Origin of the sequence: Rouxiella sp. WC2420 (genome assembly GCF_041200025.1) — a bacterium.
In the GTDB taxonomy this organism is placed as follows: Bacteria; Pseudomonadota; Gammaproteobacteria; order Enterobacterales; family Enterobacteriaceae; genus Rouxiella.
This window is the reverse complement of the sequence record NZ_CP165628.1, coordinates 1,217,356-1,230,243: the sequence shown is the minus strand read 5'-3', so window position 1 is coordinate 1,230,243 and position 12,888 is coordinate 1,217,356. Positions and strand designations below refer to the sequence as shown.

Sequence of the window (12,888 nt, the reverse complement as noted above, 5' to 3'; positions counted from 1 at the left end):
TTTATTAATTACTGTACGGCAGCAACGATAATATAACGGTACGTAACTTGTAATAAGCACATTATTTAAGCAAATAAATAATGAAACAAATAATACCGATATTTTGCAACATCGCGGTAAAAACAAACAAGTTATGATGTTTTAAAATCAAGCACGACAAATAAAGAAACGTTTATCCATAAATTAGCTCACCTAAATAATTTAAATAAATAACAAATAGTTACATACACCCAGCGTGCTTTTAGACCCTAAATATGTATTCGGTTTAAAATGATAACGATCCGTTCTTATTGACCAAACTATAAAAATATCTATTATGCCCCCGCCCTTTGCTCAATGAGCTGGCAACCGTTTGCGTAAAATTTGAGAGACAAAAGCAAATAGGCCGTTTTATAGCCCGCAAATGACATTACTTTCGACAGGATAAAAGAATGAAACGACAAAAATTATGCTTCTCTTTGAAGCTAGGCGCGCTATGGGTGACGCAAGCAATGTTTATGGGGCATGCGATGGCGGCTACGTCTGACTGTAGCGCGGGTGTTGCTGACTCACTGACGCAAATGTTTACCTGCGGAACGATACACGGCAGCCTGCGTGCGCTTGACTACTCAACGAATAACGCCTATTTCGAAAAAGGTTACAGCCAAGATACCTTTAGCTATGGCGGCACACTAAAATACACCAGTGCCGAGTATTACGGCCTGAGCTTTGCACTTGGTGGCATCTTGCAGCGTGGTATCGACCACAATGAAGATCACCTGGTTGCAGAACTTGGCCCAAATGAAACCGGCGTTGGCGAAGCCTACATTAAATATCATTATAAAGACTTCAGTATTACTGCCGGTGACCAGCGGCTGAATATCCCATTCCTCGGTGATTACGACTGGCGTATCACCCCGATGCTGTATCGTGCCGTTGACGCCAATTACGGTGACAGTGACAACTTCCTGCACGCCACTAAAGTCACCCGCTACAAGTCATGGGGTGATCAAGGTTTCCACAGAGACACCGAATATACCAATGCTGACGGAACGAATGAAGGCATGAAAACAAACGGTATGTGGGCTATCGGCGGAGGCCGCGCAGTCAACTTTGACAACAAAAAACTGACCGGCCAGCTGTGGTATCAAGACTATAATAACTATACCAAAATGTATTATGGGGACAGCTTCCTGTCGTGGACCGATAATCCATATCAGCCTAAAATTGGTGTGCAGGCGATTCGTGGTCTTAGCTCGGGCAATGCCGTTGCAGGCGAAGTCAACAGCACCACTTACGGCGCGCAATTTACAATGAACTTCACCCCGTCGGTGGTTTGGTCCCTGGGTTGGGATCACATTGCCGCCAGCAATAATGCCTACGGTGATGGAGCCCTGGTCACGCCTTACTCGCACAATGTCTCATCTGGAACGTATTTCGCTCAACCTTACTTTACCAGTACTCAGGACCTGGGCAGCGGCAATGCTTACGGCACTGAAGTAGACTGGGCGGCCACCTCAAATATTTCTGTCGGCGCACGCTATACCTTTATGGACCTGACGCCAGGCAGCGGTGCGAGCAGCACTAACCAGTCAGAATATCTGGCTTATGGTACTTATAGCTTTGGCGGCACGCTTAAAGGCCTAAGCATAACCGAATACGCCGGTGTGCAAACTACCTCAAATTCCGCTGGAAACTTCTGGCAAAGCAACTTAGCTTTAGAATATGATTTTTAAATAGTAGTTAAATCCCGGCGACCGATTCGCCGGGATTTCAATTTGCAAGGAGTTGCCTTTGTCTATCAGGGTCCGCCCCTATCAAGAAGCCGATCGTCCTTTTTTGCGCACCCTATATCTCGCCTCTCGCAAAGCGGCCTGGACCTGGTTGGACAGCAGCGAATGGAGGCTTGAGGATTTTGATCGTGCGGTGATTGGCGAAAAAATCATTGTTGCCGAGCAAAACGAGAAAGTGGTCGGATTTGCTTCGATAGAACTGTATGAGAATTTCCTGCACAACCTGTTTATTGACCCTGAAGCTCAGGGCCAAGGGGTGGGTAGTTATCTGATTGGCGTAGTTGAAAAGAATTTTACCCGCACTGGCGCATTAAAATGCCTGACCCAAAATAAATCAGCGGTGGCTTTTTATCTTCATCGCGGTTGGGAAATTATCTCCAGCGGTGAAAGCTCAACCGGTGAATACTATCTGTTTCACTATAAAGTCCTGCGTAAAAAATAACTCAGACTGATAATTAGGTGCTTTCCCCTCGTTAATAAAGCTTTTTTTTTCATGATTTTGCCTTAATCAGCTTGATTTTTTATCACCACTGCGCCCCAAAAACCTGAGCCAATTCGTCAAGGCTGTGTTGTGACAGTGGCAATGGCTTACTCAACTGCATCGCCCACAGGCGCGCTGTTTCCTCTAGCTCCTCAAGGGCAAAACAGGCTTTTGAAACACTGCTTTCCCAAACAACCGGCCCTAGCCTTTCCAGCATGACACCTCGCACCTGATTCGCCAGCGCAGCAACTTGCTCAGCGACTTCCGGAGCCCCCGGACGGCAGTAATCAATCAGCGGAATCTTGCCCACCTTCATGACTTGATAGGGGGTGATCGGCGGCAGAATGCTCTCTTTACTCCACACTCCTGCCAGCGTTAACGCCACCAGCGCGGTAGAATGGGTGTGCAATACTGCGCCAACTTGAGAGTTGTTGTCGTAAACCTGGCGATGCAGCAGCAAAGTTTTTGAAGGCTTATCACCAGACAGCCATTCACCGCTGCGGCCAACCTTGGCAATGGCGGCCGGGTCCAGCCGCCCGAGGCAGGCATCCGTCGGGGTAATCAGCCAACCATCATCGAGACGAGCACTGATATTTCCCGCGCTACCCACCACGTATCCCCGCTGGTACAGGCTTACACCTGTCTGACAAATTTCTTCACGGATTTTGCTTTCAAGGGACATGATCTTTTCCTTTTTAAAATTACACCGGAACAACGTGGAGCTGTATCCCCTCGTTCCTGATGCTGATTTGCTCTTGCAGCGGTAATAGTGAATCAGTAATCACTTCTTTTATTTCGTCGAGCGGGAAGATTTTATATTTGCCATACTTGCCGTATTTACTGCTATCGCTGACCAGAATATTCCGGCGCGAAACGCTGAGCACCGCCTGTTTGACGATAGCCTTGCCTTCATAAGGCGTCGACACCCCGTATTTCAAATCCCAGGATGAACTGCTGATAAACGCAATATCAATGTTTAGCGACTTTAGAAATGAGGCCGCGCAAATCCCCACTGTCGAGTAATTGCGCTTATCCACCTCGCCACCGATGTGAAAGAGATTGACCTGGGGCTTGTCCATCAAATATTGAGATATTGAAAAATCGTTGGTGATCACTGTGAGATGAAAGCGCTCAGCCAGACAGCGGGCAATTTCAAAAGTCGTGGTTCCTGCATCGAGGTAAACCACCAGCCCGTCTTCAACACAGCTCGCGGCGTATTTGCCCAGCAATATTTTCTGCCGATGATGAAGCTGTGCCTTGTCAATGTATGCCAGCTCCTGCCGTAGCGCTTCATTCAGCCTGACGCCGCCGCTCACCCGAGTGATTTTCCCTTCTCTTTCCAGCTCTTCTACGTCACGACGGATAGTCATGTGCGAAACACTCATCAGGCTGGCAAGCACATTGATTGCTGCCACCTGGTTTTCGTGCACATAGCGAAAAATATAGTCTCGTCGTTCAACAGGAAGCATGTTCACTCTCGATGATGTCCTTTCAAAATGCTTGTAAATTTCAGGCCTGAAGTGTGGCGATTAAAAACGTGGATCCAGCCCCTGAGCCTGGTAAGCACTGGCAGAAGCCGCTGATTGTAAATGACTCAGGAAGGCCTGACTCAGCTGAGGATTTTTCGCGTCTTTAAACACCGCCGCCGAGAAAGATGTCGCCTTTTGTACGGCTTCAGGCAGGGGACCGATCACTTCAATACCAGGAACTACCAGCAGTTCGCTTATCTGCTGCACCGCCAGACTTGCTTCGCCAGTGGTCAATTTTTCTGCCGTGAAACCTTCGGGAATCGTACTCGCCTTGCTATTAACTTCCTCGGCAATACCCAGTTTCTCGATCAGTGTCTTAAAATAAATCCCGCTGGCACCGCCAAGCGAGTAAGCGACAGAACGCGCATTGCGCAGAGTTTCAACAAGCGCATCCGTATCCGCGATATTCGGGTGTGGTTCACCCGCTTTGACCGCCAGACCAATGCGTGATTCCACCAGCTCGATCCGGGTACTGCCATCGACAATACCGGCCTCGATCAGCTCATCCATTGCTGCCACGGTGACAATCGCGACATCGGTACGATAACCGCTGCGAATGTTATCCATAATCACTGTGGTAGGATTCCATTTAACTTCTACGCCGTTACCCTGCTCTTCCCAGGCAGGAAGAATGCCCGCATCAAAAGGGGAACGAACCACTAATGCACTGATAACCTGAACTGTCGTTAACTGACTCATTATTGTTTATCTCGTGATTTACAGGTCACCCGGTAAAGTCTGCCTATGAGTTCATAGGTGGGTTTAACCTGTCAGATGAGTGTGTGTTTAACATTATATTTAACGATAATTCACAAAAACATGCCTGATGCCACATTTTTCACAGTCAGCAAGAAAAGTAAAAATTAACTTAAATCAATGAATTTATTAATATAAAAACATTCAGGCATTTTAACTTTTATTCACACAGGACTGTGAGTTTACTGATAACTCATAAATTCGTTTCACAATTAACTTAACTTCACAGCCTTTAAAATACAAAGGATAGTGTCAGCGGTACGGTGATCAGTGCCAAAATGGTACTCACCATGATGGCAAAAGAGGCTTTCTCAGGATGAACGTCCAATGCCGCAGCAACGGCAGCGATATTCCCCGCCAGTGGGTTGCAGGCCAGCATTACCAGAACAATTTTCTCGGCATAGGTGAGATTAAAGAAATAGGTGAAGATAAAGATGATGACAACGGTATAAAGACCTTGTTTCCAGATAATTGAATAGGCGGTGAATTTCCAGTCGGGAATTAATTTCTCATACCTTGCCAATGAAAGTCCTATGACCATCATACCTAATATGCTGTAGCCGCCAGTAAAGCCGCTCAAGCCAGATGATAAAAATCCTGGTAAATGAAAGCCAAAATATTTTACGATTAATGCCAAAATAGTCGCATGCAGAGTCGGCATTTTTATCACCATCAGCAAGCTCTTTTTAGCTGAATAATGACTACGTGCAGTTAAATAAAATGCCATTGTAAATTCATAAATTGTCGATGCAACTTTACAGAACACAATAATACCAATCGCTGCTGCACCGCCCTCTTTTCCCTGAAGCAGGCCAATTGCCAGCGGTAAAACAAAATAACCGACGTTTCCCTGGCCGCCTGCGGCTGCAAAAAGATTGGCTCGGTTATCCTTCCAAATTAGCTGTCCAACAAATAATGCCAGCACGGCCGCAATGCATGAGACAACATAAAATAGAACAGAATAAAGCACATAGCCCACGTTTGCAGGCGAATCCAGAATCAAGACAAAGCTAACGATGGGCGAGAAAATATAAATTAATAGTGAAGAAATATCCTTGCTGCTGATTTTAAATTTCTTGCCGACATACCAGCCGAGTAAAGAAACGGCGATAAGAAAGGCCACGCGTTGGAATATATCCATAAACATGATGTTTTCCCCTGTAAATAGCTTTTATTTTGACATAGCGATTTATTGGCACGGATAAATCTCCGGCACTCGGTTATCGCTGGTCTTTTTTTAATTCTTAGAGTTGGGCAGCTTCAAGCTTTGATTAATGAAGTATCACTATTATTAAGGATAGGGATTCACATTGAAACGATGATTATCACAGTTCCAATGGGTTTAATTAGGGTAATCAAGAGGACTATCGCATTGAATCAGTGTGCATTTATGCACTATATTTATCCGCCGTGAATTAACACGATCCTGTGAATGCTGTGCTTTACTGTGAATTAATGATGCTGATCGCCTATTTTAACCCTTTATCACAATGCCGAGACAAAGAAATCTCTTAGCCATTGATGAGCCGGATCGCGATGTGAGCGCTCATGCCATAACATCGCCATTTCAAAGCCCGGAACTTCAAGCGGCGGTTCAAAAATCTGTAATGCCGGATTGTTGCCAATTAGCCGTGCAGGCAACATCGCGACCAGATCAGTAGTGGCCAGCGCCGAGAGAACAAACAGGAAATGCGGTACCGAAAGCACCACCTTACGCTTAAGCCCGCACTCACTCAGTACCTTATCGGTGATGCCGTAAAATCCACCGCCGTCGGGTGAAACCATTACGTGCTCAAGCTGATTAAATTCATCCAGACCAGGATTCTCTTTCAACGTCGGATGCCCAACGCGGCTCACTAAGCGGTAGGTTTCATCGAACAGTTTTCGACGACGCAGCCCGCCAGGTATGCCATCCCCCGTATGAAACAGCAAATCAATCTCCCCCAGCTCCAGCTTTCTGCCGACCTTCGCAGGCTGAGTTTCAAATATCGCTAAACGAGCAAAAGGGGCGGCGATGCGAAAACCCTTTAAAGCCGGGAGCAGTACTGCAGATTCGCCGTAATCAGACGCCGAGACGCGCCAGGTTTTATCACTTTTAGTCGGGTCGAAATGGCTAACAGGGGAAACCGCCAGCCTTAGCAGCTCGATGGCGTCACGCAACGGCTGACGCAGCTCATCGGCTCTGGCGGTAGGCAGCATGCCCCTTGGTCCCGGAAGCAGCAAAGGATCGTTAAAAATATCCCGCAGTTTTGCCAACTGGACACTGACCGACGGCTGCGACAGATGCAAACGCTGCGCCGCGCGCGTCACGTTATGCTCGGTGAGCAGTGCATCGAGCGTCAGTAAAAGGTTGAGGTCCATATTGGCGAAATTGCTCATAACTATACCTACTATATTTTAAATTCATTTCTACTATACCTTAGTCCCCCCTACTCTGCGCCTACCACTTAACGGAGAGTTAGCTATGAATATTCTTATTGTTTATGCCCATCCAGAACCCCAGTCATTAAACGGATCGCTTAAAGATTTTGCCGTACAGCGGCTTGAAAGTCAGGGTCATACAGTTCAGGTCTCAGACCTTTATGCCATGAACTGGAAAGCACAAATTGATGCCGACGACAGCAGCGCCTACAGCGGCGATCGGCCATTCAACCCGTCTCTGGATTCTAAAAAGGCCTTTGAGAATGGCACTCAGAGTGCGGATATCGCCACCGAACAGCAAAAATTGCGCCAGGCCGATGCAGTAATTTTTCAGTTTCCTCTTTGGTGGTTCTCGATGCCAGCAATTATGAAAGGCTGGTTTGAGCGGGTATATGCTTACGGATTTGCCTACGGCGTGGGTGAGCATTCAGATACTCACTGGGGAGACCGCTACGGTGAAGGAAATATGGCAGGCAAACGCGCGATGCTGGCAGTGACGACCGGTGGATGGGAATCCCACTATAGTCCGCGCGGCATTAATGGCTCTCTCGACGATATTTTATTCCCGATTCAGCACGGCGTTTTGCATTATCCAGGATTTGCGGTGCTGCCTCCGTTAGTTTTTTACCGCACCGGTAGAACCGATGAATTGCGTTATGCCCAGCTTTGTGAGGAGTACGGCCACCGCCTGGATGATTTATTCACAACTCAGCCGCTCCCTTACCGCCAGCAAAACGGCGGCGATTACAATATCCCTGCACTCACTCTCAAAGAAGAATTTGCCACAGATAAAGAAGGCTTGAAAATACATTTGAAGGATTAAAACAGGTGACGGTATCAATGAGCTGAGAGTAAAACTTTTATATTGATACCGTGAATTAAACCGTCAGGAAAATGAGTCTCTCGGCATTCGTTATCAGTCGTAAAAAAGAAAAAGCCCCCTGCTTTCGCAGAGGGCTTCTGATCTTGCTATCGGTCTAAGCCGTTAACAAATCGCGGGATTTATTCCCACTCGATTGTCGCTGGCGGTTTACCAGAGATATCGTAGACAACGCGGGAAATACCGTCGACTTCATTGATGATGCGGTTAGAGCAGCGGCCAAGGAAATCGTATGGCAAATGCGCCCAGTGTGCGGTCATAAAGTCGATGGTTTCTACTGCGCGCAGTGAAACAACCCAATCGTATTTACGGCCATCACCCATCACGCCAACAGAACGAACCGGCAAGAATACGGTGAATGCCTGGCTGACTTTATTGTACAGGTCAGCTTTGTGCAGCTCTTCAATGAAGATAGCATCGGCGCGACGCAGCAGGTCACAGTACTCTTTCTTCACTTCGCCCAGTACGCGAACGCCTAAACCTGGCCCCGGGAACGGGTGACGGTAAAGCATGTCGTATGGCAGGCCAAGTTCCAGACCGATCTTGCGCACTTCGTCTTTGAACAGCTCTTTCAGCGGCTCAACCAGACCCAGCTTCATCTCTTTTGGCAGGCCGCCAACGTTATGGTGAGACTTGATAACGTGTGCTTTACCCGTCGCCGAAGCGGCAGATTCGATAACGTCTGGATAGATAGTGCCCTGGGCCAACCATTTGAACTCGTCACGCTTGCTGGCTTCTTCGTCGAAGACTTCTACAAACACGCGGCCAATGATTTTGCGTTTGGCTTCTGGATCATTTTCGCCAGCCAATGCAGACAGGAAGCGATCTTCAGCGGCAACGTGGATGATGTTCAGACCAAAGCGGTCACCAAACATTTCTAACACTTGGTCGGCTTCGTTCAAACGCAGCAGTCCGTTATCAACGAACACGCAGGTCAAACGATCGCCAATTGCACGGTGCAGCAGCATCGCGGTAACGGAAGAGTCAACGCCGCCGGACAGGCCGAGGATTACGTGATCGTCGCCAATCTGCACTTTCAGACGTTCAATCGCGTCTTCGATGATTTTTGCCGGGGTCCACAGCGCTTCACACTCACAGATATCCATGATGAAGCGTTCCAGAATGCGCAGGCCCTGACGGGTGTGCGTCACTTCAGGGTGGAACTGCACGCCGTAGAAGCGTTTTTCTTCGTTGGCCATAATGGCAAACGGGCAGTTATCGGTGCTGGCAACGGTAACAAAGTCAGAAGGAATAGCAGTGACTTTATCGCCATGGCTCATCCAAACATCAAGCAATGGCTTATTGTTGGCGCTCAGAGCGTCTTCAATATCGCGAACCAGGGCGCTGTTGGTCTGCACTTCAACTTGTGCATAGCCAAATTCACGTTCGGTTGAACCTTCAACGTGGCCACCCAACTGCATTGCCATAGTCTGCATGCCGTAGCACACGCCCAAAACAGGGACGCCAGCTTCGAATACGTAATCCGGTGCGCGAGGGCTACCATGTTCAGTGGTGCTTTCCGGGCCGCCAGACAGAATGATGCCGTTCGGATTGAATTCACGGATTTGAGCTTCAGTCACATCCCAGGCCCAGAGTTCGCAATACACGCCGAGTTCACGAACGCGGCGTGCTACCAGTTGGGTGTACTGGGAACCGAAATCAAGGATAAGAATGCGATGCTTATGAATATTTTCACTCATGCGGGTGATTTTCCAGAGCGTTAAAGTTTTAAAGAAATAACTAAGAAACTGATAACCCGGCCTAAACCGGGTTTAACACGGACTCAATCAACTCGACCAACTCAATCAAATCAATCAACTCGATGAACTCAATCAAGGAATCAGCGAGCTAAGGTGAGACAAGGCGGAAGCGGACGAAAAAGCGCAGTTTACATAAGTAAATGAGCATTTTAAGTCCGGTTTCAACGCAGTATCACCAACGCGCAGCAACTCCGAAAGAAGATCAAGAGCCCATGCGGTAGTTCGGAGACTCTTTGGTAATCGTCACATCGTGTACGTGACTTTCCTGAATACCGGCACCGCTGATACGAACAAATTCAGCCTTGGTGCGAAGATCCTGGATAGTAGCACAGCCGGTCAGACCCATACACGAACGCAGGCCGCCCATTTGCTGGTGCACGATCTCTTTCAGGCGGCCTTTATAGGCAACGCGACCTTCGATACCTTCAGGTACCAGTTTGTCAGCGGCGTTATCGCTCTGGAAGTAACGGTCAGAAGAGCCTTTGGACATCGCGCCCAGAGAACCCATGCCGCGGTAAGATTTGAATGAACGGCCTTGGTACAGCTCGATTTCACCCGGGGACTCTTCGGTGCCTGCCAGCATACCGCCGACCATCACGCAGCTTGCGCCAGCAGCGATAGCTTTAGCGATGTCGCCAGAGAAACGAATGCCGCCGTCAGCGATAACCGGAATACCGGTGCCTTCCAGCGCTTCAACCGCGTCAGAAACTGCAGTGATCTGTGGAACGCCAACGCCGGTAACCATACGAGTCGTACAGATTGAACCAGGGCCGATACCCACTTTAACTGCACTCACGCCAGCCTGAGCCAGTGCCAGAGCACCTTCGCCGGTTGCAACGTTGCCGCCGATGATTTGCAGATCAGGATATTTTTCGCGAGTTGCGCGGATGCGTCCGAGAACGCCTTCGGAATGACCATGGGAAGAATCGATAAGCAGTACGTCAACACCAGCAGCAACCAGGGCGTCGATACGCTCTTCGTTACCGGCACCAGCGCCAACCGCAGCGCCTACGCGCAGGCTGCCGTTTTCGTCTTTACAGGCGTTAGGTTTACGCTCTGCTTTCTGGAAATCTTTAACGGTGATCATACCCAGCAGGTGGAACTGGCTATCGACAACCAAAGCTTTCTCGACGCGTTTTTCGTGCATTTTCTGCAGAACAACTTCGCGCGCTTCGCCTTCTTTAACGGTAACCAGACGCTCTTTCGGCGTCATAACCGCGGTGACTGGTTGCTCCAAATCGGTCACGAAGCGAACGTCACGACCGGTAATAATACCGACCAGTTCGTTGCCTTCGGTCACAACAGGATAACCGGCAAAGCCGTTGATTTCGGTGAGTTCTTTAACCTGACGCAGGGTCGTGGAAGGTGTTACGGTTTTTGGATCGGCAACGACGCCGCTTTCATGTTTCTTAACGCGGCGAACTTCTTCGGCCTGACGTTCAATGGACATGTTTTTGTGAATGAACCCCATCCCGCCTTCCTGAGCCAGGGCAATTGCCAGGTTCGCTTCGGTAACGGTATCCATTGCTGCAGAGAGCATAGGAATATTTAGACGGATTTTTTGAGTCAGCTGCGTGCTCAGATCGGCCGTGTTAGGCAGAACTGTGGAGTGAGCTGGAATGAGGAGAACGTCGTCAAACGTGAGTGCTTCTTTCTTTAAACGTAACATAGGCAATATCTCACCAAGGTGGATGCGGAAAAGATAAAATATTGCAGCGAGAGTATACAGGCACTCAATCGTTTGCTCTAGTACTATTTCACATTATTTTAAAAAAACTCTTGAATACTTCATTTTCGGCTGTAGTATCGATTGATTAAGTCTCTGTTTTCGAATTTGATCTGGGTCACATGCCGCTACCTTCTTCGCCACCCATTTTTACCGTAAGCCGCCTAAATCAGACGGTTCGCGAGTTGCTGGAAAACGAAATGGGTCAGGTCTGGCTCTCCGGCGAAATTTCCAACTTCTCCCAACCTTCTTCCGGCCACTGGTATTTCACGCTGAAAGACGCGCGCGCCCAGGTCAAATGCGCGATGTTTCGCAACAGCAATCGCCGCACCACTTTCCGTCCGCAAAATGGTCAGCAGGTATTGGTACGCGCCTCCATCACCCTGTACGAACCACGCGGTGACTTTCAGCTAATCGCCGAAAGCATGCAGCCTGCCGGTGATGGCTTGTTGCAGCAACAGTTTGAGCAGTTGAAACAAACCTTGTCTGCGGAAGGTCTGTTTGATATCGAGCACAAGCAACCGCTGCCCTCTCCGGCCAAATGTGTCGGGGTCATTACCTCGGCCAGCGGTGCCGCCCTGCACGATATTCTTCAGGTTTTGAAACGCCGCGATCCTTCTCTGCCGGTGGTGATTTACCCGACAGCGGTGCAAGGTGTCGATGCGCCGTTGCAAATTGTTAAAGCTATTACTTTGGCCAACCAGCGTCAGGAATGCGACGTGCTGATAGTCGGGCGCGGCGGTGGTTCGCTGGAAGATTTATGGAGCTTTAACGACGAACGCGTTGCACGAGCGATATATAACAGTCGCTTGCCGATTGTCAGCGCCGTGGGTCATGAAACTGACGTCACTATCGCCGATTTTGTCGCCGACCTGCGCGCGCCAACGCCTTCTGCCGCTGCCGAACTGATCAGCCGTAACCAGCTTGAACTGCTGCGTCAGATTCAGTCACAGCAGCAGCGACTTGAAATGGCGATGGATTACTATCTGGCTCAGATGACCCAGCGTTTTACACGTTTAAATCATCGGCTTCAGCAGCAACATCCTCACTTGCGTCTGGCGCGCCAGCAAACCGCGCTGTTCAAGCTGCGTAGCCGCATGGACGAGGCAATGCAAAATCATCTGCGTCGCCTGCTGCGCCGTGCGCAGAATCTCCAGCAGCGCCTGAATCAGCATCAACCACAGCGTCGCATCCACCAGTTGCAGCAGCGAGTGCAAAAGCTGCAGTATCGCCTGCAGCAGTCAATGACAGCGCAGCTTGGGGAACATCGTCAGAATTTTAGTACTGCTGTGACGCAACTGGAGGCGGTAAGCCCCCTGGCAACGCTGGCTCGCGGTTATAGCGTCACCACGACCCCTCAGGGCGCATTGTTGAAGAAAACCGCGCAGACGGCGGCGGGAGAGATGTTAAAAACGCGACTGGCCGATGGCTGGATAGAAAGCGAAGTCAAAAGTCTGCATCTGGAAGAAAAGCCTGCCGAGAAGAAGCCTCGTAAACGCGCGGCTGCGGCAAAAAAAACCGAGTAAGGCGTTCTGAAAGGGACGGTAATTTCAGGTATTAGTC

General features: G+C 49.1%; 11 protein-coding genes. 4 read left to right on the top strand and 7 right to left on the bottom strand.

Annotation, left to right across the window (positions count from 1 at the left end):
* Window positions 1–431: 431 nt before the first annotated feature.
* Together AB3G37_RS05760 and AB3G37_RS05755 are read left to right on the top strand one after the other, a co-directional pair.
* Complete coding sequence (locus AB3G37_RS05760; RefSeq protein WP_369789995.1) at window positions 432–1,715, top strand: TonB-dependent receptor; 1,284 nt, start codon at window positions 432–434, stop codon at window positions 1,713–1,715.
* Window positions 1,716–1,773: 58 nt separating this feature from the next.
* Window positions 1,774–2,214, top strand: a complete 441-nt coding sequence (locus AB3G37_RS05755) for a GNAT family N-acetyltransferase (protein WP_009638097.1) — start codon at window positions 1,774–1,776, stop codon at window positions 2,212–2,214.
* An 82-nt stretch (window positions 2,215–2,296) separates the two neighbouring features.
* Here AB3G37_RS05755 and AB3G37_RS05750 read toward each other — a convergent pair whose 3' ends face one another.
* The 5 genes from AB3G37_RS05750 to AB3G37_RS05730 all read right to left on the bottom strand — a co-directional run bounded on the left by AB3G37_RS05750 (window position 2,297) and on the right by AB3G37_RS05730 (window position 6,917).
* The gene (locus tag AB3G37_RS05750; protein ID WP_009638096.1) at window positions 2,297–2,935 is read right to left on the bottom strand and encodes an aldolase; all 639 of its coding nucleotides are present in this window, start codon (window positions 2,933–2,935) and stop codon (window positions 2,297–2,299) included.
* 19 nt (window positions 2,936–2,954) lie between these two features.
* Window positions 2,955–3,722: a DeoR/GlpR family DNA-binding transcription regulator gene (locus AB3G37_RS05745; protein ID WP_009638095.1), complete on the bottom strand. Its 768-nt coding sequence runs from the start codon at window positions 3,720–3,722 to the stop codon at window positions 2,955–2,957.
* Window positions 3,723–3,782: 60 nt separating this feature from the next.
* Window positions 3,783–4,481: a molybdate ABC transporter substrate-binding protein gene (locus AB3G37_RS05740; RefSeq protein WP_369789994.1), complete on the bottom strand. Its 699-nt coding sequence runs from the start codon at window positions 4,479–4,481 to the stop codon at window positions 3,783–3,785.
* Window positions 4,482–4,770: 289 nt separating this feature from the next.
* Complete coding sequence (locus AB3G37_RS05735) at window positions 4,771–5,685, bottom strand: AEC family transporter (protein ID WP_009638093.1); 915 nt, start codon at window positions 5,683–5,685, stop codon at window positions 4,771–4,773.
* Between the two features lie 338 nt (window positions 5,686–6,023).
* On the bottom strand, window positions 6,024–6,917 hold the full coding sequence (locus tag AB3G37_RS05730; protein ID WP_369789993.1) for a LysR family transcriptional regulator: 894 nt from the start codon (window positions 6,915–6,917) through the stop codon (window positions 6,024–6,026).
* 85 nt (window positions 6,918–7,002) lie between these two features.
* Between AB3G37_RS05730 and AB3G37_RS05725 the strand changes: the two genes are divergently transcribed.
* Window positions 7,003–7,782, top strand: a complete 780-nt coding sequence (locus tag AB3G37_RS05725) for an NAD(P)H-dependent oxidoreductase (RefSeq protein ID WP_369789992.1) — start codon at window positions 7,003–7,005, stop codon at window positions 7,780–7,782.
* A gap of 179 nt (window positions 7,783–7,961) precedes the next feature.
* On the opposite strand, the gene guaA is transcribed toward AB3G37_RS05725, so the two are convergent.
* Together guaA and guaB are read right to left on the bottom strand one after the other, a co-directional pair.
* On the bottom strand, window positions 7,962–9,539 hold the full coding sequence (gene guaA, locus AB3G37_RS05720) for a glutamine-hydrolyzing GMP synthase (RefSeq protein ID WP_009638090.1): 1,578 nt from the start codon (window positions 9,537–9,539) through the stop codon (window positions 7,962–7,964).
* A 262-nt stretch (window positions 9,540–9,801) separates the two neighbouring features.
* Window positions 9,802–11,268: an IMP dehydrogenase gene (gene guaB, locus AB3G37_RS05715; RefSeq protein ID WP_009638089.1), complete on the bottom strand. Its 1,467-nt coding sequence runs from the start codon at window positions 11,266–11,268 to the stop codon at window positions 9,802–9,804.
* Window positions 11,269–11,447: 179 nt separating this feature from the next.
* Here guaB and xseA point away from each other — a divergent pair, with 179 nt between their 5' ends.
* Window positions 11,448–12,851: an exodeoxyribonuclease VII large subunit gene (xseA, locus tag AB3G37_RS05710; protein ID WP_369789991.1), complete on the top strand. Its 1,404-nt coding sequence runs from the start codon at window positions 11,448–11,450 to the stop codon at window positions 12,849–12,851.
* Window positions 12,852–12,888: the final 37 nt, after the last annotated feature.

Coding starts and splice junctions, on each gene's coding strand:
- AB3G37_RS05760 (WP_369789995.1), top strand. CDS start 432: ATGAAACGACAAAAATTATGCTTCTCTTTGAAGCTAGGCGCGCTATGG.
- AB3G37_RS05750 (WP_009638096.1), bottom strand. CDS start 2,935: ATGTCCCTTGAAAGCAAAATCCGTGAAGAAATTTGTCAGACAGGTGTA.
- AB3G37_RS05745 (WP_009638095.1), bottom strand. CDS start 3,722: ATGCTTCCTGTTGAACGACGAGACTATATTTTTCGCTATGTGCACGAA.
- AB3G37_RS05740 (WP_369789994.1), bottom strand. CDS start 4,481: ATGAGTCAGTTAACGACAGTTCAGGTTATCAGTGCATTAGTGGTTCGT.
- AB3G37_RS05735 (WP_009638093.1), bottom strand. CDS start 5,685: ATGTTTATGGATATATTCCAACGCGTGGCCTTTCTTATCGCCGTTTCT.
- AB3G37_RS05730 (WP_369789993.1), bottom strand. CDS start 6,917: ATGAGCAATTTCGCCAATATGGACCTCAACCTTTTACTGACGCTCGAT.
- AB3G37_RS05725 (WP_369789992.1), top strand. CDS start 7,003: ATGAATATTCTTATTGTTTATGCCCATCCAGAACCCCAGTCATTAAAC.
- guaA (WP_009638090.1), bottom strand. CDS start 9,539: ATGAGTGAAAATATTCATAAGCATCGCATTCTTATCCTTGATTTCGGT.
- guaB (WP_009638089.1), bottom strand. CDS start 11,268: ATGTTACGTTTAAAGAAAGAAGCACTCACGTTTGACGACGTTCTCCTC.
- xseA (WP_369789991.1), top strand. CDS start 11,448: ATGCCGCTACCTTCTTCGCCACCCATTTTTACCGTAAGCCGCCTAAAT.